The sequence below is a fragment of the Rhizobium sp. BK098 genome (assembly GCF_014193155.1).
Classification (GTDB): Bacteria; Pseudomonadota; Alphaproteobacteria; order Rhizobiales; family Rhizobiaceae; genus Rhizobium.
This window is the reverse complement of record NZ_JACHYY010000002.1, coordinates 510,030-526,184: the sequence shown is the minus strand read 5'-3', so window position 1 is coordinate 526,184 and position 16,155 is coordinate 510,030. Positions and strand designations below refer to the sequence as shown.

Here is a 16,155-nt window from a genome sequence, read left to right as displayed (position 1 = left end):
AACAAAAAAGCAGGGAGCCCCAAGATCGACCATGGCTTCCGCTTCGATTCATTCCAGTCGAACCGGACGACTCTTTCGATAAAGAGGGCGTTCTCGGCGATGACTATCGAAACGGGTATGGACACGGTCGTCCTTATCTGGCTTTCGCGAAAGACTAAGGCCGGCAGGGTTAATGCTTCGTGAAAACTTTATTAAAATCCGAATAAAAATTGCGCGTTAAGCTTGCGCGAGGAGTGCAGCGGCATTTTGTCCGCATGGACGGCAGTTTGGGCGCAAGCGGGCCTGTGGAAAACCTTTCTCGGCATAGGTTCCCATAGCGAAATTCAACCTATGAGTGCTTCCGTTGCGGAGATAGTCAAAAGCGACGTCACTCGCTGCAAAAGCGGAGATCCGGCCTCTTGATGCTGATGGGATTCTTTAGATGCCCTTGTGCTCGCGCAAGGCCGCGAGCAGCTTTTCCGAGGTGTTGTAGCCGGATTGAAAAAGGCCGATTGCCGCCGTGGCCGCGAACTGGGCTTCCGTACTTTTAATATCGATCCGCTTTTCCAGGCACCACCCGTCCAACGCATTACGCAGGACCGTGACATCCTCCGGTGAAAAGACGGAACTGCCCGTCGCAAACATTGATTGCCCTCGAATTTCAATTCTTACATTACGTTAATTTTTCGTGAGCGCAAATAATATTTGTGTGACGCTTTTCTGCAACGCGATGCCTCCCGCTCTGTTTGCGTGGAAGCTCATCGTCGCAGTTAAGTATATAATATTATTAGATTTTATAGGAAAGCCGGCAGTCGGAATTTTTCCACTGGTGATGAAACCAAAACTGTCGCCGGAGCGTTAATAGGGTATGACGAACGATATCGGAAATGCCACGCGACGAGAATTAGCATTCTGTTAACTGCGATATGTATGAATTCCGATTGACAGCAGCCATTGGCAGAATGTGATCGAGTGTAAAGACAGCATGGGAGCCAAAAATCGGTACTCATGCCACGGTGTAAGGGAAATGCCGTGAGAAGGCGTAGATGCTTCCATCGAAGCCCCTAGCAGAGAGGCTGGATGGAGGGAAGCGCTAGCCCGCTTCAGCAGCGGGCAGGGTGAAATCCAGTCGCAGGTTCATCCGTCTCGAGACGTTAATGGAGACGAGAATGGCAAAGATCATATCTCTTTCGGATTGGCGTTTGCGTCTGCCGCCGCGCGCCCAGAAGGAACCGGTGGAGGCGAGAATACTCTTGTTCACCGGCGTGCGTTACGAACATCTTGATACGCCAACGCATCGGCCCGGCGCAGGACCGAAGCGGGCAAAAGGGAAATAATCACGTCAAACGAGCAAGTGCGCAGCGAATTCGCGCGCACTTGCCAGCTGCGGCCGCAATCAGCTGTTCCGCGCTCATACCGGCAGCTATCCCGGATCAACCTAGCTCCAGCCGCTTAATTGGCGGCCTGCGGTTCCAGCAATATCTCAGCCCAAGAATATCTCAGCCATTGTCGAATTCGTCGCACCCGGCCTCTGAGAGAAATTCTCTGGCCGCATCGTCGAAGCTTGCCTGCGGCGCCATCGTGCGTAGGACCGCATAGCCTTGAGACCGCGGCACTTCCACCAGGATCGATTGGGCAAGGGCGGGCGGTAGTGCCTTGCGTATGCCCGTCAGCTGAACGGGGGATGCAAGCAGCAGGTCGAGCGCTCCGCCGACCGAGGTGCGGTCGCTCATGCTGAACACTTCATTGGATGCCGCGTCATAGATGGCAAGCGACCAGAACGGCACCTTGCCCTTCGCGGTCAGATGAACGGGTGTATCCTCGATGTCGAAGGCGCAGACGGCCGTGCGGATGTAGGGATCAGTGTTAGAAAGCCCCGCGTCATCGTCCTTGTTGTCGAGCATATAGAAATGGTTCTCGTCACCTTCGTCCGACACACGTGTATAGGCGTCACGATCGGAGAAGTGCGGCAGCGACAGAATGATGATGATATGCAGCAGTACCGCACCGAATAGGCCGGTCAGAATCGCAAAGACGAATCTAAACATTGCCGCATCCGATCTTCTCGAGTTTCGGCATGCCAAGATCGATCAGGCCGGAATTGCTGGCCGCCGGCGAATCCAGGAGTGTCCATACCAGACGGAAATTGCCAGACGGGGGCAAGGCAAGCCAGTTGCCCGCCTGGGCTGAGGACGAAACGGTGATGTTGAAGGTCGAATCCGGCTTGCGCAGCACCACCCAGGAATTGATGGTGGAGGGGCGACCGGCAGCATCCTCGACCGGACGGCCGTCATTACCGGCGATGAAAAGGGTCCATAGTCTCGCCGGCGGCGTCTGGCCGCTGATGCGGTAGGTGCAATTTGCGGTCAGCCGCGCTTTGCCGTCATCGTCGGAGGCAGTAAACACCAGCCCTTCGGCGGTGCCATAGAGCAGCCGCCCGGCACGCGCTCTATGGGATTTCGCATAAGGGTCCGCATCCGCTGTCTGCATTTCGGGGAAAGCCTGCCAGGCGCCAAGCTTGATCGCGCCGAAGCCGGAGGTGGCATCCAGCGCCAGAAGCGTGAACACGATCCCGCCGCCGAAGGCGATGACAAGCGAAAGCGCAACAAGAAGGGGAACTCGGAACACCCTGGGATCGTCCTCGTGACAAATCAGTGCCGATTTATTCCTGATTCTGGCGGTAGGGGGAAGGGCAAGCCACTATTTACGGCTGTCTTGAGAACAATGGCGAAGATCGGGAATAGCAGCGGACATGCAAAACACCGGCCTCCATCCTTCAGTTCGACCGCGGGTTTGCCGCTGCCATCAGCGTCGCGCCGCCGCGCATTTCCTGGGGGAACTGGTTATTCAGGCGCTGTCGTGCTGCGATGCTCCGCCGTCGCCACCTTCTGTGCCCCGAGTGGTGTTGCGGCCTTCAGCCTTTCGCCGATATCGCGCAGGATGCTTGTGGAGTCGACCGAAAGCGAGCGCGGACGCACCAATGGCGGCAGGCCGCCATTGGCAGGGTCGGCGGGCTTCTTGGCCGCAACCGTTTGTGGTTTCTGTACAGGAAAAGGGTTGGCGATGCCGGGGATCGGTTTCAGCACGATGCCCTGATTGGCGTAATCCATGATCTTCTTGAAGGTCATGGCCGGCAGGGTGCCGCCCGTCATGTTGTTGGTGGAGGTATAGTCGTCGTTGCCGAACCAGACCGCGCAGGTGTAATTGCCCGTAAAGCCGATGAACCAGGCGTCGCGATAGGCCTGAGTGGTGCCGGTCTTGCCGCCGACCACGATGCCGTTGTCGAGGGCTGCCTTGCGGCCGGTGCCGATCACCGGAACCTGCGTCAGCATCTGGTTCATGTAGGACGTGGCTTTTTCGCTGAGAACCCGTTTTGCAGGGAACTCGTCGTGACTGAAATCATAGAGCACCTTGCCGTCATAGCCGGTGATCTGCTCGATGCCGTGACGCCGCGACTGCATGCCGTTGGCCGGGAAGACGGCATAGGCGGTCGCCTGGTCGAGAACGGTCACTTCCGATGTGCCGATCGGAATGGTCTTGTCGTTGCGGATCGGCGTCTCGACACCCATGGCCTTGGCCATGTTGCGGATCGGTTGAATGCCGAATTTCTCCTTGGCGAGCCGTACGGGGATGGTGTTGATCGACTGCGTCAGCGCCTGGGTGAGCGTCACCTTGCCTTCATAGCGGTTCTCGTAATTGTGCGGGCTCCAATTGCCCCAGCTGATCGGCGCATCGACGATGGTGGATGTCGGCGTCATGCCATTCTCCATCGCCACTGAATAGGTATAGATCTTGAAGGATGAACCGGGTTGGCGCAGCGCCTTGGTCGCACGGTTGAATTGGCTTTCACCGTAGTCGCTGCCGCCGACCATGGCGCGCACGGCGCCACCGTTTTCGATGACGACGGAGGCACCCTGTTTGGCCTTATAGCGCTCGCCGAATTCCATCAGACTGGATTGGACCGAATCCTCCGCCGCCTTCTGCAGCCCCATATCGATGGTGGTGCGCACGATCAACGAGCGCTCGGGGAACCGGTTTGAAAGCCGCTGTACCTCGTCAAAGGCCCAGTCGAGGAAATAATCCGGGGATTCGATCTGGGCGCGGTCGACCACTGAAGCCGGGTTGCGCCGCGCGGCGACGACCTGTCCCTCGGTCATCAGCCCGCTCTGCACGAGATTGGACAGCACGTCGTTGGCGCGGGCACGAGCGGCGGGCAGGTTAACATGCGGCGCATATTTCGCCGGCGCCTTGAAGAGGCCGGCGAGCATTGCAGCTTCGGCCAGATTGACGTCGGTAATGCTCTTGCCGAAATAGAATTGCGCCGCCGCCGCTGCGCCGAAGGTGCCGCCGCCCATATAGGTGCGGTCGAGATAGAGGCTCAGGATCTCCTTCTTGGAGAGATTGGCCTCGAGCCAGATCGCCAGGAAGGCTTCCTTGACCTTGCGTTCGATGGAGCGCTCGTTGCTGAGGAAGATGTTCTTGGCAAGCTGCTGCGTCAGCGTCGAACCGCCTTGGACGACGCCGCCGGCCTGCGCATTGACGGTCAGCGCGCGGAACAGGCCGATCACATCGATGCCGAAATGGTCGAAGAAGCGCCGGTCCTCGGTCGCCAGCACCGCCTTGATGAAATAATCCGGCAGCTGGTCGACCGGCACGGAATTTTCGTGAATGATGCCGCGATGGCCGATGACATTGCCGTAGCGGTCGAGGAAGGTGACGGCGAAATTGCCGCGGTTGCGCCAATCGCCCTGTGTGGCCTCGAAGGCCGGCATGGCGAGCATCAGCATGACAACGGAGCCGGCGGTCCCCAGCGTCAGGCCTTCACCGAGCAATTCGAAAAAGATACGTTTCCAGCCGCGAACGCGGAAGCGGCGGAAGAAGATGGTGATCTCTTCCCACGCCTCGGCGAGACCGAAGCCGGCATTCCACAAAGTGGAGTCGATCCATGAATCGAGGCGCAAAAAGAAATAGCGCTTCCGACGCCGCGGCTTTTCGGCCCCGTTATCCCTAGGCGTCTCGGGCTCCATCTTCGGCCCGTTTTCTGGATTGGATGGGTCTTCCACGCTCTACTTCCCGACCACATTGCTGCCGCGTGTCTCCTTGTGGCACACGCAAAGCCCATTATCTCATAGAACGGCTAATTGAATAATTGGTTGATTTAGAGAAAAGAACAAGAGACATGCATGCCGCAGCCCGAATTCCCCTTGGCCGGGCGAGGACGATGATGATGACAGACGAGATACCCTTCTGGAAAAGCAAGACCCTGACGGAGATGAGCCCGTCGGAATGGGAGAGCCTTTGCGACGGCTGTGGCCTCTGTTGTCTCAACAAGCTCGAGGAGTGGGATAGCGGCGACGTCTATTTCACCTCGATCCGCTGCAAGCTGATGGATGGCGAGAGCTGTCGTTGCACCAGCTATCCGAACCGCTGGGATTTCGTGCCGGATTGCGTGCAACTGACGCCCGAGAAAGTGCCGGAGCTGCAATGGCTGCCGCCCACCTGCGCCTATCGCCTCGTCAACGAGGGCCGCGATCTCTATTGGTGGCATCCGTTGATCTCGGGCGATCCGGAAACGGTGCATATAGCGGGTGCCTCCGCACAAGGGCGCACCATCAGCGAAAACGATGTCGCTCTCGATGATTTCGAGGATTATGTTGTCGACTGGCCGCTGACCGTCGAGGACGACATGATACCTAATCCTCCGGCAAAGCCATAGATTTCGGCGCTGTATTCCGCCAGGCCTGACGCACCAGCCTTCTGACCTCCTCGCTTCCGGCATCGCGATGGAAAAGTCGGGTCCACCCCTTCAGGCCCCAGCTGCCGGGCACGGCGGCGACATGTTCAGGCATGATGGTCGAAGCCATCTGCTGCTGGTCCGGCGTCAGCTTGAGGACGCAGAAATCCGGTCCGCGAAGTGTCATGAAGATCTTGCCCCCCACGCGAAAGTCACGGGTTCCGAAGTGTGAGCTCTCTGCTGCGTACGGCAGGCCAAGGGCGAGGGATATAAGGTCCTCATCGGTCATGGCCGCGATGATAACACGCCGCGCCGCCGTGCCGTAAATGGGCGCCTGCGTGACCTGCGACGAAACGGTTCGGGAAGCGAAGGGGCGTTTTATTGAATTGCACCCACACGCATGGTATCGCGCGATGCCCCGCGCATATGTACAAGGAGCCGCCGCGTGATCCGTCATATCGTCTTCTTCACCGTTCCCGATCGCGCCAAGCTTGAGGAGGTCCGTTCCGGCCTCTCGATCCTCACGGCCATTCCGCATGCGCGGCTTTTGGAGATCGGCACGAACGTCAAGACCGATCAGCTCGGAACCGAAGTCGATCTGGTGGTCTACGGCGAATTCGACGACGAGGCGGCATTGGCGGCTTACAAGGCCCATCCGAATTACCAGCGCTCCATCGAGCGCGTTCGTCCGCTGCGCGAAATGCGCATTGCGGCAGACTATGAGACGGTGACGGCCGTCCGTGAACCTTTCTGAACGTCTGGCCCCGTAGAACCATTTCCCGCCAGCCCTTTCAACGGATTGAGCACGCGAGCGGAATCGGATTGTCGGCAACCGGATTCTCGGCTTGAGGTTCTTGAATCAACTTTTGAAGCTCCGGATTCAACTTGAGAAGAAATCGCGGCAAGCGATTCAAAGGACTCAAGGAAATCGCCACGCCTTATGTCGACAAGACGCTTGCAGGCCGGTTGCATTGGCCACGAAAGGCGACGTTTCATCCCGCCTCTATGAACCGATGATAAGCAAGAATGATTAAAAATGGCTAAGCCTGCGGCTCCGGGCGTGTGGTGCCCGCGAACGCGGATACGTATCGATTCACGCATATCGCCGATAGATTGTATGGATGCGGCGCTCCGGAACGACAGCCGGTTGCCGTTATCACGCTACGGCAGATGCGCGTTCAATAATTTCAAATGGTTAGAGCACCAGTCAGGTGACCCCGACGCATGGTCGGCCGAAAATTACAGCCCATTCATTTGCCATTCAGACGTGTTTGGGTAAATAATCGGCCAAGTTCATATCCCTGTGGGAAGCCCGAAGCATGGCCTCATTTTCAAGCATAGCAGCAGCGGCCCTCGTTCTGGCCGGCTCGTCTGTTCTGCCGGCGCCAGCGCCGACGTCGACCCTGGTCGCGCGCGCCAACAGCGATTGCAGTGAGGCCGCTGACGAGGTGGTCGCCAAGACCGGCGGTCAGCTTCTCTCGGTACAACCATCCGGTGACAGCTGCATCATCACTGTTCTCGTCCAGGGCAACGGCCAGCGTCCGCGCAAGGTGACGATGAAGGTGCCGATGTGATTCCCGCGCATTTTGGTGCCACCTAACGCCTTGAATCTTACACGAAATCTTATTGTTTCCGTGATTCCACTGCGCCACGATTTGCGGTACTGTTTATCGAACCGGGGAAATTGGATTTAGAGATGCGCATTCTCATAGTCGAAGACGATATCAACTTGAACCGTCAGCTTGCCGAGGCCTTGAAGGAGGCAGGCTATGTGGTCGATACGGCCTTTGATGGCGAGGAAGGGCATTTCCTCGGCGATACCGAGCCTTACGATGCTATCATCCTCGATATCGGCTTGCCTGAAATGGATGGCATCACAGTGCTTGAGAAATGGCGTGGCGCCGGGCGCACTGTGCCGGTGCTTCTTTTGACCGCACGTGATCGCTGGAGCGACAAGGTGGCAGGCATCGACGCCGGCGCCGACGACTACGTCGCCAAGCCCTTCCATGTCGAGGAAGTGCTTGCCCGCATCCGCGCTCTCATCCGCCGCGCCGCCGGGCATGCCTCTTCGGAAATCGTCTGCGGCCCGGTGCGGCTCGACACCAAGAGCTCGAAGGCAACTGTCGACGGCAAGCCGCTAAAGCTCACCTCGCACGAATATCGTCTGCTTGCCTATCTCATGCATCACAAGGGGGAGGTCGTCTCACGCACCGAGCTGGTCGAGCATATGTACGATCAGGATTTCGATCGGGATTCCAATACGATCGAGGTATTTGTCGGTCGTCTGCGCAAGAAGATGGGTGTCGACCTGATCGAAACGGTTCGCGGCCTTGGTTACAGAATCCAAGCTCCGACCAATGCGAATTAAGTCGCTCACCGCTCGCGTCCTGCTGCTGACCACGCTTTGGTCCGCCGTGGCGCTGGTGGTGATCGGCCTCGTCATCTCGAATATCTATCGCAAGAGCGCCGAGCGCGGTTTCCAGGACCTGTTGCGCGCGCAGCTCTATAACGTCATCAACTCGGTGACGATCGGCGACCAGGGCACATTGTCAGGCAGCCCGCAGCTCGGTGATTTGCGTTTTGCCCAGCCGAAGACCGGCTGGTACTGGATGGTCGAGCCGCTTGGCACCTATACGGCGACGCCACTGGTCTCGCCGTCGCTCGGCGCATCGAACTTGCCTGTTCTCTCCGTGCTGGAAGCGCCCTTCGACAAGAATTACGAACGCTATTACATCGTCACCGATGCCTTCGGAAACCGCGTCCAGGTAGCCGAAACGGAAGTCGTGCTCGACACGGACGGCCGTGCCGCACGCTTCCGTGTGACTGGCAATGTGGCCGTGGTCGAGGACGACGTCCGCAATTTCTCCCACAGCCTCTACTTCGCACTCGTCGGCTTCGGCGTCGGAAGCTTGATCGTCAATGCGCTCGCCATTCTCTACGGCCTGAAACCGCTCGACAAGGCGCGCGCCGCGCTGGAGCGCATCCGCGCCGGTGAAAGCGAACGCTTGCAGGGCGATTTCCCGCGTGAGATCCTGCCGCTTGCCAATGAGATCAACGCGCTCATCGAGAGCAACCGGCGTATCGTCGAGCGTGCCCGCATGCAGGTCGGCAATCTCGCGCACTCGCTGAAAACGCCGATTGCGGTGCTGCTCAACGAATCCCGCGTCTTGGAGCGCTCACATGGCGATTTGGTGAAGAACCAGGCAGAAGCCATGCAGGGGCAGGTGCAATCCTATCTCAATCGTGCCCGCATCGCCGCCCAGCGCGAATCCGTGCTGGCACGCACCGAGGCCGAGCCAGCGTTGGAACGGCTCGTCCGTGTCATGCGACGGCTGAACGCCGACAAGGAGTTCGAACTCTCCGTCTCGCCCAATCTGGCGCTCGCCATGGAGCAGCAGGATCTGGAGGAGACGGTCGGTAATCTGCTGGAGAATGCCGCCCGCTTTGCCGAACACAAGGTGCGTCTGGTTGCAAACGAGGCGCCGGCCGAGATCAAGGGCATCGATCCGGCGCGGCGCCACTGGGTGGAACTGGTGGTTGAGGACGACGGTCCCGGGCTGGAGCCGGATCAGATCCGCGAAGCCATGAAACGCGGGCGCAGACTGGACGAGAGCAAGCCCGGCACGGGGCTTGGGCTTTCGATCGTCAGCGAGATCACCAACGAATATCAAGGCCGTTTCGAGCTCTCCCGGGGTAGCTGGGGCGGGCTTCGGGCGAGCCTAATTTTGCCGGGCCTGATGAAGGATGTTGCGTGAGGAACGGCATGATGCCAAAAGACGTTGTGGGTCATGATGATGCCGCAGCGCAGTACCTATTGGTTTTGCTTTTTGATACTGGTTCGGTTGTATGAAGCTTCGTACCTTTTTCCTGGTCGTCCCCTCTCTTTTCGCCGCACTCGCGCTTTCTGGTTGCTCGACCACGAGCAGCTTGGGAGGCGGCAAGAGCCTGTTTTCGTCTGCGAAGCCTCCGGCCTCCGCAACCTTCATCAATGCTCTTGATGGTGGCATCGTCGAGCGCACCGGCATCAAGCTCAGCGACAGCGACAAGCAGCGCGCGCTGGAAGCCGAATATCGGGCGCTTGAGACCTCGCCTCTCGGCCAGCCTGTGGCATGGAAGGGCAGGAATGCAAGTGGCGAGGTTGTCCCCGCTGCGCCCTATCAGGTCGGCTCGCAGAATTGCCGGCAATATACGCATACCGTCACGGTCGACGGCAAGCCGACGACGGCAAGGGGCGCGGCCTGCCGCAATGACGACGGCACCTGGACGCCGCTTGAATAGGCGTCTGCAATGAAAGGCGCGGCCAAACGCCTCAAATCTTCGTCAGATGGCCTTTCCCGGTTGGAATAAGCGCCCCGTTAAAGTATTGGGCGTCTATGCTGTTCTGGATTCTCGTGGCCGTTCTTACGGCGGTTGTCGGCGCTGTGCTGCTCTATCCTCTTCTGCGTGGTGCGAAGGAGGCGGAGGGCGGCCGTTCCGGCGAGACTGAGGTCTATCGCGATCAGCTTCGTGAACTGGAGCGCGATCTTGCCGGCGGCCTCATCTCCGCGCAGGAGGCAGGCTATGCCCGCGCCGAAATAGGGCGGCGCCTCATCGCTGCCGCCAAAGACGAGAAGACGGCGGCAAAATCGCCTGCGCGTGGTAACTATCGTCTTGCTCAGGCCTTCATCATCGTCCTTCTTCCGGCCGTTGGTCTCTGTCTTTATCTTATCAACGGCGATCCCGGCCTGCCGGCGCAGCCGCTGGAAGCGCGGCTGGAGAAGCCAGGAAACGATCTCGCCATCTCGATCGTCAAGATCGAGCAGCATCTGGCCAAGAACCCGGATGACGCCAAGGGCTGGGAAGTCCTGGCACCCATCTATTTCAAGACCAACCGTGTCGGCGATGCGGAGCTTGCCTATCGCAATGTCATCCGTCTGTTGGGGCCGAACGCGGCCCGACTTGGCGATCTGGGCGAGGTGCTGGTCGTCAAGGCCAATGGCATAGTAACGGCGGAGGCGCGGGACGTGCTGCAGCAATCGCTTGCGCTCGATGCCGCCAATCCGCGCACGCTTTTCTATCTGGCGCTCGCGCTGGAGCAGGAGGGCAAGGCTGCCGATGCGAAGACCGCCTTCGAGGCTCTCGCCAAGCAATCGCCGCCTGACGCTCCCTGGCTTGCTGTCGTTGATCAACACATCGTCAAGAATGGCGGCCAACCGATGGCGTCGGCAAATGACAAGGCGCCCGGCAATCCGACGGCGGAGGATGTCGCTGCGGCGAATGCGCTGAGCAGCGGCGATCGCCAGCAGATGATCCGCGGCATGGTCGACAGCCTCGATGCCAAGCTCAAGGAAGATCCCAAGAATTTCGAGGGCTGGATGCGGCTAATCCGCTCCTATGCGGTGTTGAATGATCGGGAGCGCGCAGCGGATGCGTTGAAGCGCGGTCTCGCGGCCTTTCCGGCCGATGGAGGGGAGGGCCAGCAGCTTCTGGCGCTGGCGAAAGAATTGGGATTGCCGACGGAGGTGACGCAGCAATGACCCGCAAGCAGAAACGTCTGGCTGTGATCGCCGGCGGCATGGGTTTCATCGCCGTTGCCGTGCTGCTCGTGCTGTTCGCCTTCAGCCAGTCGGTCGCCTACTTCTACATGCCGGCGGATCTCGCCAAGACGCCGGTCAATGCCGGGACGCTGATCCGCCTCGGCGGGCTTGTCGGTGAGGGATCGATCGTGCGTGGTCAGGGTACGCAAGTGCAGTTCTCCGTCACGGACGGCACCGACACGATCAAGGTCAAGTATGACGGCATTCTGCCAGACCTGTTCCGCGAAGGGCAGGGTGTGGTGACCGAAGGCAGGTTCGAGCCGGGCAGCGACGTTTTTGTTGCCGACAGCGTGCTCGCCAAGCATGATGAGCGCTATATGCCAAAACAGGTCGCCGATAAGCTGAAGGCAGATGGCGTCTGGAAGGGCGAGGAGGCCACCCGATGATCATCGAGCTCGGACACTATGCGCTGGTGCTGGCGCTCGCCACCGCACTCGTCGTCTCCATCCTTCCCGTGATCGGCGCCAGGCGCGGCGACGTGTCGATGATGGATATCGCCCCCGTCGGCGCGATCGTCATGTTCCTGCTGGTCGCCTTTTCTTTCGGCGTGCTGACCTATGCCTATGTCGCCTCCGATTTCTCCGTCCTCAATGTCTGGGCCAACTCCCATTCGCTGATGCCGCTGGTCTTCAAGATCTCCGGCGTCTGGGGCAATCACGAGGGATCGATGATGCTCTGGCTGCTGATCCTGGCGCTCTTCAGCGCGCTCGTCGCGCTCTTCGGGCGCAATCTGCCCGACGTGCTGCGCGCCAATGTGCTGGCCGTGCAGTCGTGGATCTCCTCGGCCTTCCTGGTCTTCATTCTGCTCACCTCCAATCCGTTCCTTCGGCTCAACCCGGCGCCGGCGGAGGGCAAGGATCTCAATCCCGTCCTCCAGGATATCGGCCTCGCGATCCATCCGCCCTTGCTCTATCTCGGCTATGTCGGCTTCTCCGTTTGCTTTTCCTTCGCCGTCGCCGCACTTTTGGAAGGTCGCATCGATGCCGCCTGGGCACGTTGGGTCCGACCCTGGACGCTGGCCGCCTGGAGTTTCCTGACGCTCGGAATTGCCATGGGTTCCTATTGGGCCTATTACGAACTCGGCTGGGGCGGCTGGTGGTTCTGGGACCCGGTGGAGAATGCCTCCTTCATGCCCTGGCTCGCCGGCACGGCACTGCTGCATTCGGCGGTTGTCATGGAAAAGCGCGATGCCCTGAAGATCTGGACGGTGCTGCTGGCAATCCTGACGTTTTCGCTGTCGCTGCTCGGCACCTTCCTCGTCCGCTCGGGCGTACTGACCTCCGTCCATTCCTTCGCCAGCGATCCGACGCGCGGTATCTTCATTCTCTGTATTCTTCTGATCTTCATTGGCGGTGCCCTATCGCTTTTCGCGCTGCGTGCACCGAAGCTTGCCGCCGGTGGATTGTTCGCGCCGATCTCGCGCGAGGGCGCGCTGGTGTTGAACAACCTGATCCTCACGGTTGCCTGTGGCACGGTGTTGACGGGTACGCTCTATCCGCTGGCGCTCGAAACACTGACCGGCGACAAGATTTCCGTTGGGCCGCCCTTCTTCAATATGACGTTCGGGCTATTGATGACCCCGATCCTCATTGCTGTGCCGTTCGGCCCGCTGCTCGCCTGGAAGCGCGGCGATCTGCTCGGTGCGCTGCAGAGGCTTTATGTCATTGCGGGCCTGGCCTTCCTGGCGGGCCTTGTCCTGTTCTATGTCGAGCATGGTGGGCCAGTGCTTGCCGCTCTCGGTCTCGCCGCCGGCTTCTTCCTGGTCTTCGGCGCCTTGGCCGACCTCTGGTATCGCGCCGGCGTCGGCAAGGTGGCGGCTGGTGTCGCGTGGCGCCGCCTGAGCGGGCTGCCGCGCTCTGCCTTTGGCACGGCGCTTGCCCATGCCGGCCTCGGCATCACTGTCCTCGGCATCGTCGCGGTGACGACCTTCGAGGCGGAACACATCACCAGCATGAAGCCGGGCGAGACAGCCGAGCTCGGCGGCTACAGCCTGCGCTTTGACGGCGTGCAGCCCGGCGTCGGCCCCAATTTCACCGAGGATCGCGCCCACTTCACGGTCAGCCGTGGCGGGGTTGTCTTTGCAGAAATGTCGTCCGCCAAGCGCGTCTTCACTGCAAGCCGCACGGCGACGACCGAATCCGGCATTCTCACCCTGGGTCTCAACCAACTCTATGTATCGGTCGGCGACGCCAGCAAGGACGGCGGCATGGTCGTGCGCATTTGGTGGAAGCCGTTCATTCTCTGCATCTGGCTGGGTGCGCTCATCATGGCGATCGGCGGTTTCGTGTCGCTCAGCGACCGTCGCCTGCGCGTCGGCGCCCCGAGCCGGAAGGCAAAACCAGCTCGTCCCGCGATGGAGCCGGCCGAATGATGCGTTTGACCGTCTCCCCCTCATCCGCCCCTCCGGGACACCTTCTCCCCGAGGGGAGAAGGGGAGATTGTCGCTGTCGTACCGGTATCAAAGCAAAACCGGTCAATGAAGGCCGCAGCGGTTTTCCCTTCTCCCCTCGGGGAGAAGGTGCCCGCAGGGCGGATGAGGGGGTATTTCACCGCAGTAAGGGCAGTGCTCCTTCTTCCTCGGCTGCTGCTGCCGGCGACTTCCTCCCTAAAGGGGGGAAAGTATGGGTGATCCGCTTGCTTATGCTGCTGGCATTGCTCTTCGCCGCGGCACCCGCCTTCGCGGTCAACCCGGACGAAGTTCTGCCGGATCCGGCCCTAGAGGCACGGGCGCGGACCATCTCCGCCGAACTGCGCTGCATGGTCTGCCAGAATCAATCCATCGATGATTCCAATGCCGATCTCGCGCGGGACCTGCGCTTGCTGGTGCGCAAGCGACTGACGGATGGCGACACCGATCAGCAGGTGCTCGATTACATCGTCTCCCGCTATGGCGAGTTCGTGCTGCTCAAGCCGCGCCTGAGCGAAAAGACATACATTCTCTGGGGAGCGCCGATCGCGCTCTTTCTAGCGGGCGGATTGGCCCTTGCCGTTTACGCGCGCCGCCGCGCGGGCAAGCCCATCGGCAGCTCTCTGAACGCCGATGAAGAGGCGCAGTTGAAAGATATCCTCGGCAAGTGACGCGGCCGTCGTCTTTCGTCATAACGTTGCATCGATACCTTACATTACGAATTTTTCATGGGGCGGACAGTTCGTTGTAAGGTGCCGTGCCCTATATCTTCCTTATGACGCATCATAGCCGGTTTCGCCCGGCGCAAATTTGACGAGAAACGAAAAGGTAATTCGCATATGTTCAGGAATATCAAGGACACTTTGTCCCGCAGCACTGCTATGAAGGCTTCCGTCGTCGCAGGCCTCGCTGTTGCTGCCTTGGCAACGGGTGTTCCGGCCGTGGTCTCCGGTGCCTATGCCGATGCCGTCAACGTCCAGGCGCCGCAGGTTCCGAGCTTCGCCAATGTGGTGGATGCCGTGTCGCCGGCCGTCGTGTCGGTTCGCGTCGAATCCCGTGTCAACTCGGTTGCCGACGAGGATGATTCTTTCGGTCTCGGCCGCGGCTTCGATGACCTTCCGGACGATCACCCGCTGAAGAAGTTCTTCCGCCAGTTCGAGCAGCAGCAGGGCCGCGGCCAGCAGCGCGGCCAGAACCAGCAGAAGAATTCTGACGACAAGGGCCACCTGCGCCCGGTCGCTCAAGGGTCCGGTTTCTTCGTTTCGGAAGATGGCTACATCGTCACCAACAACCACGTCGTTTCCGATGGTGCAGCTTTCGTCGTCGTCCTCAACGACGGCACTGAACTCGACGCCAAGCTCGTCGGCAAGGATAGCCGTACCGATCTCGCTGTCCTGAAAGTCGACCCCAAAGGCAAGAAGTTCACCTATGTGGGCTGGGCCGATGACTCCAAGGTTCGTGTCGGCGACTGGGTCGTTGCCGTCGGTAACCCGTTCGGCCTCGGTGGCACCGTGACCGCGGGTATCGTTTCGGCCCGGGGCCGCGATATCCATTCCGGTCCCTATGATGATTACATTCAGATCGACGCACCGGTGAACAAGGGCAATTCCGGCGGCCCGACCTTCAACCTCAACGGCCAGGTGGTCGGCATCAACACCGCCATTTTCTCGCAGTCCGGCGGCAGCGTCGGCATCGCCTTCGCGATCCCGGCAACCACGGCCAAGGATGTCGTCGCCGACCTGATCAAGACCGGCACGGTTTCGCGCGGCTGGCTTGGCGTACAGATCCAGCCTGTAACCAAGGATATCGCCGAATCCCTCGGCCTGTCCGAAGCAAGCGGTGCTCTCGTGGTCTCCCCGCAGGACGGCTCGCCGGGTCAGAAGGCCGGCATCAAGAACGGCGACGTCGTCACCGCAGTGAATGGCGACCCGGTCAAGGATCCGCGTGATTTGGCTCGTCGCATCGGCGCGATGCAGCCGGGTTCCAAGGTCGAGGTTTCTATCTGGCGCGCTGGCAAGTCGCAGTCGGTCACGGTTGAGCTCGGCACGCTTCCGGCCGATCAGAACCAGGCCTCGAATGACGACTCGCAGCCGAACCAGCCGCAGCAGCCGTCCTCCGAGAAGGCGCTGGCTGACCTTGGCCTGACCGTCGGCCCTTCCGATGACGGCAAGGGCGTAGCGATCACGGCCGTCGATCCCGACTCCGATGCCGCCGATAAGGGCGTGAAGGAAGGCGAGAAGATCACGTCAGTTAACAACCAGCAGGTCTCCAACGCCGGCGATATTGCCAAGATCATCGAGCAGGCGAAGAAGGACGGTCGCACCCGCGCCCTGTTCCAGATTCAGTCCGGTGACGGCAGCCGCTTTGTTGCTTTGCCGATCAACGCCGGTTGATCCTTCAGACGGATGAAATGCATTGGGAAAGCCGCGCAGGCCACGGCTTGTGCGGCTTTCCCTTTT

17 protein-coding genes are annotated in these 16,155 nt (G+C 60.0%); 12 read left to right on the top strand and 5 right to left on the bottom strand.

Annotation, left to right across the window (positions count from 1 at the left end):
* Nucleotides 1–417: 417 nt before the first annotated feature.
* Nucleotides 418–624, bottom strand: a complete 207-nt coding sequence (locus FHT73_RS07410) for a hypothetical protein (protein ID WP_015339216.1) — start codon at nucleotides 622–624, stop codon at nucleotides 418–420.
* 524 nt (nucleotides 625–1,148) lie between these two features.
* On the opposite strand from FHT73_RS07410, the gene FHT73_RS07405 reads away from it, so the two are divergent.
* Nucleotides 1,149–1,316, top strand: coding sequence for a hypothetical protein (locus FHT73_RS07405; RefSeq protein ID WP_015339217.1), 168 nt, complete (start codon nucleotides 1,149–1,151; stop codon nucleotides 1,314–1,316).
* Between the two features lie 162 nt (nucleotides 1,317–1,478).
* On the opposite strand, the gene FHT73_RS07400 is transcribed toward FHT73_RS07405, so the two are convergent.
* The 3 genes from FHT73_RS07400 to FHT73_RS07390 all read right to left on the bottom strand — a co-directional run bounded on the left by FHT73_RS07400 (nucleotide 1,479) and on the right by FHT73_RS07390 (nucleotide 5,042).
* Nucleotides 1,479–2,027 carry a DUF1254 domain-containing protein gene (locus FHT73_RS07400; protein ID WP_183710654.1) on the bottom strand — a complete coding sequence of 183 codons (549 nt, stop codon included), beginning with the start codon at nucleotides 2,025–2,027 and terminating at the stop codon, nucleotides 1,479–1,481.
* Nucleotides 2,020–2,607, bottom strand: a complete 588-nt coding sequence (locus FHT73_RS07395; protein ID WP_112607510.1) for a DUF1214 domain-containing protein — start codon at nucleotides 2,605–2,607, stop codon at nucleotides 2,020–2,022. The genes FHT73_RS07400 and FHT73_RS07395 overlap by 8 nt, the downstream gene beginning before the upstream one ends.
* A gap of 215 nt (nucleotides 2,608–2,822) precedes the next feature.
* On the bottom strand, nucleotides 2,823–5,042 hold the full coding sequence (locus FHT73_RS07390) for a transglycosylase domain-containing protein (RefSeq protein ID WP_112607508.1): 2,220 nt from the start codon (nucleotides 5,040–5,042) through the stop codon (nucleotides 2,823–2,825).
* A 164-nt stretch (nucleotides 5,043–5,206) separates the two neighbouring features.
* Here FHT73_RS07390 and FHT73_RS07385 point away from each other — a divergent pair, with 164 nt between their 5' ends.
* Nucleotides 5,207–5,695, top strand: a complete 489-nt coding sequence (locus FHT73_RS07385; protein ID WP_112607633.1) for a YcgN family cysteine cluster protein — start codon at nucleotides 5,207–5,209, stop codon at nucleotides 5,693–5,695.
* On the opposite strand, the gene FHT73_RS07380 is transcribed toward FHT73_RS07385, so the two are convergent.
* Complete coding sequence (locus FHT73_RS07380) at nucleotides 5,673–6,002, bottom strand: MmcQ/YjbR family DNA-binding protein (RefSeq protein WP_112607635.1); 330 nt, start codon at nucleotides 6,000–6,002, stop codon at nucleotides 5,673–5,675. The two genes, FHT73_RS07385 and FHT73_RS07380, sit on opposite strands and share 23 nt — an antisense overlap.
* Before the next feature lie 156 nt (nucleotides 6,003–6,158).
* Here FHT73_RS07380 and FHT73_RS07375 point away from each other — a divergent pair, with 156 nt between their 5' ends.
* From FHT73_RS07375 to FHT73_RS07330, 10 genes are all read left to right on the top strand, one after another.
* Complete coding sequence (locus tag FHT73_RS07375; protein ID WP_075852052.1) at nucleotides 6,159–6,467, top strand: Dabb family protein; 309 nt, start codon at nucleotides 6,159–6,161, stop codon at nucleotides 6,465–6,467.
* A gap of 565 nt (nucleotides 6,468–7,032) precedes the next feature.
* Entirely contained in the window at nucleotides 7,033–7,287 is a 255-nt protein-coding gene (locus tag FHT73_RS07370) for a hypothetical protein (protein WP_015339224.1), read from the top strand.
* Between the two features lie 122 nt (nucleotides 7,288–7,409).
* The gene (locus FHT73_RS07365; protein ID WP_015339225.1) at nucleotides 7,410–8,081 is read left to right on the top strand and encodes a response regulator transcription factor; all 672 of its coding nucleotides are present in this window, start codon (nucleotides 7,410–7,412) and stop codon (nucleotides 8,079–8,081) included.
* Nucleotides 8,071–9,468, top strand: a complete 1,398-nt coding sequence (locus tag FHT73_RS07360; RefSeq protein WP_112607506.1) for a HAMP domain-containing sensor histidine kinase — start codon at nucleotides 8,071–8,073, stop codon at nucleotides 9,466–9,468. The genes FHT73_RS07365 and FHT73_RS07360 overlap by 11 nt, the downstream gene beginning before the upstream one ends.
* Before the next feature lie 91 nt (nucleotides 9,469–9,559).
* The gene (locus FHT73_RS07355) at nucleotides 9,560–9,991 is read left to right on the top strand and encodes a hypothetical protein (RefSeq protein WP_015339227.1); all 432 of its coding nucleotides are present in this window, start codon (nucleotides 9,560–9,562) and stop codon (nucleotides 9,989–9,991) included.
* 95 nt (nucleotides 9,992–10,086) lie between these two features.
* Nucleotides 10,087–11,229, top strand: coding sequence for a c-type cytochrome biogenesis protein CcmI (gene ccmI / locus FHT73_RS07350; RefSeq protein WP_183710652.1), 1,143 nt, complete (start codon nucleotides 10,087–10,089; stop codon nucleotides 11,227–11,229).
* The gene (gene ccmE, locus FHT73_RS07345) at nucleotides 11,226–11,675 is read left to right on the top strand and encodes a cytochrome c maturation protein CcmE (protein ID WP_112412338.1); all 450 of its coding nucleotides are present in this window, start codon (nucleotides 11,226–11,228) and stop codon (nucleotides 11,673–11,675) included. Before ccmI ends, ccmE begins: the two co-directional genes overlap by 4 nt.
* Nucleotides 11,672–13,660 (top strand): heme lyase CcmF/NrfE family subunit, encoded by a 1,989-nt coding sequence (locus FHT73_RS07340; RefSeq protein ID WP_183710645.1) that lies wholly within the window; start codon nucleotides 11,672–11,674, stop codon nucleotides 13,658–13,660. The genes ccmE and FHT73_RS07340 overlap by 4 nt, the downstream gene beginning before the upstream one ends.
* A gap of 269 nt (nucleotides 13,661–13,929) precedes the next feature.
* On the top strand, nucleotides 13,930–14,367 hold the full coding sequence (locus FHT73_RS07335; protein ID WP_183710643.1) for a cytochrome c-type biogenesis protein: 438 nt from the start codon (nucleotides 13,930–13,932) through the stop codon (nucleotides 14,365–14,367).
* A 168-nt stretch (nucleotides 14,368–14,535) separates the two neighbouring features.
* Nucleotides 14,536–16,089 (top strand): Do family serine endopeptidase, encoded by a 1,554-nt coding sequence (locus FHT73_RS07330; protein WP_183710641.1) that lies wholly within the window; start codon nucleotides 14,536–14,538, stop codon nucleotides 16,087–16,089.
* Nucleotides 16,090–16,155 lie beyond the last annotated feature (66 nt).

What these genes read in the sequence shown, in the direction of transcription:
- FHT73_RS07400 (WP_183710654.1), bottom strand. Translation starts at nt 2,027, where the DNA reads ATGTTTAGATTCGTCTTTGCGATTCTGACCGGCCTATTCGGTGCGGTA.
- FHT73_RS07360 (WP_112607506.1), top strand. Translation starts at nt 8,071, where the DNA reads ATGCGAATTAAGTCGCTCACCGCTCGCGTCCTGCTGCTGACCACGCTT.
- FHT73_RS07365 (WP_015339225.1), top strand. Translation starts at nt 7,410, where the DNA reads ATGCGCATTCTCATAGTCGAAGACGATATCAACTTGAACCGTCAGCTT.
- FHT73_RS07330 (WP_183710641.1), top strand. Translation starts at nt 14,536, where the DNA reads ATGTTCAGGAATATCAAGGACACTTTGTCCCGCAGCACTGCTATGAAG.
- FHT73_RS07380 (WP_112607635.1), bottom strand. Translation starts at nt 6,002, where the DNA reads ATGACCGATGAGGACCTTATATCCCTCGCCCTTGGCCTGCCGTACGCA.
- FHT73_RS07385 (WP_112607633.1), top strand. Translation starts at nt 5,207, where the DNA reads ATGACAGACGAGATACCCTTCTGGAAAAGCAAGACCCTGACGGAGATG.
- FHT73_RS07355 (WP_015339227.1), top strand. Translation starts at nt 9,560, where the DNA reads ATGAAGCTTCGTACCTTTTTCCTGGTCGTCCCCTCTCTTTTCGCCGCA.
- FHT73_RS07405 (WP_015339217.1), top strand. Translation starts at nt 1,149, where the DNA reads ATGGCAAAGATCATATCTCTTTCGGATTGGCGTTTGCGTCTGCCGCCG.
- FHT73_RS07370 (WP_015339224.1), top strand. Translation starts at nt 7,033, where the DNA reads ATGGCCTCATTTTCAAGCATAGCAGCAGCGGCCCTCGTTCTGGCCGGC.
- FHT73_RS07335 (WP_183710643.1), top strand. Translation starts at nt 13,930, where the DNA reads ATGCTGCTGGCATTGCTCTTCGCCGCGGCACCCGCCTTCGCGGTCAAC.
- FHT73_RS07410 (WP_015339216.1), bottom strand. Translation starts at nt 624, where the DNA reads ATGTTTGCGACGGGCAGTTCCGTCTTTTCACCGGAGGATGTCACGGTC.
- ccmI (WP_183710652.1), top strand. Translation starts at nt 10,087, where the DNA reads ATGCTGTTCTGGATTCTCGTGGCCGTTCTTACGGCGGTTGTCGGCGCT.
- FHT73_RS07340 (WP_183710645.1), top strand. Translation starts at nt 11,672, where the DNA reads ATGATCATCGAGCTCGGACACTATGCGCTGGTGCTGGCGCTCGCCACC.
- ccmE (WP_112412338.1), top strand. Translation starts at nt 11,226, where the DNA reads ATGACCCGCAAGCAGAAACGTCTGGCTGTGATCGCCGGCGGCATGGGT.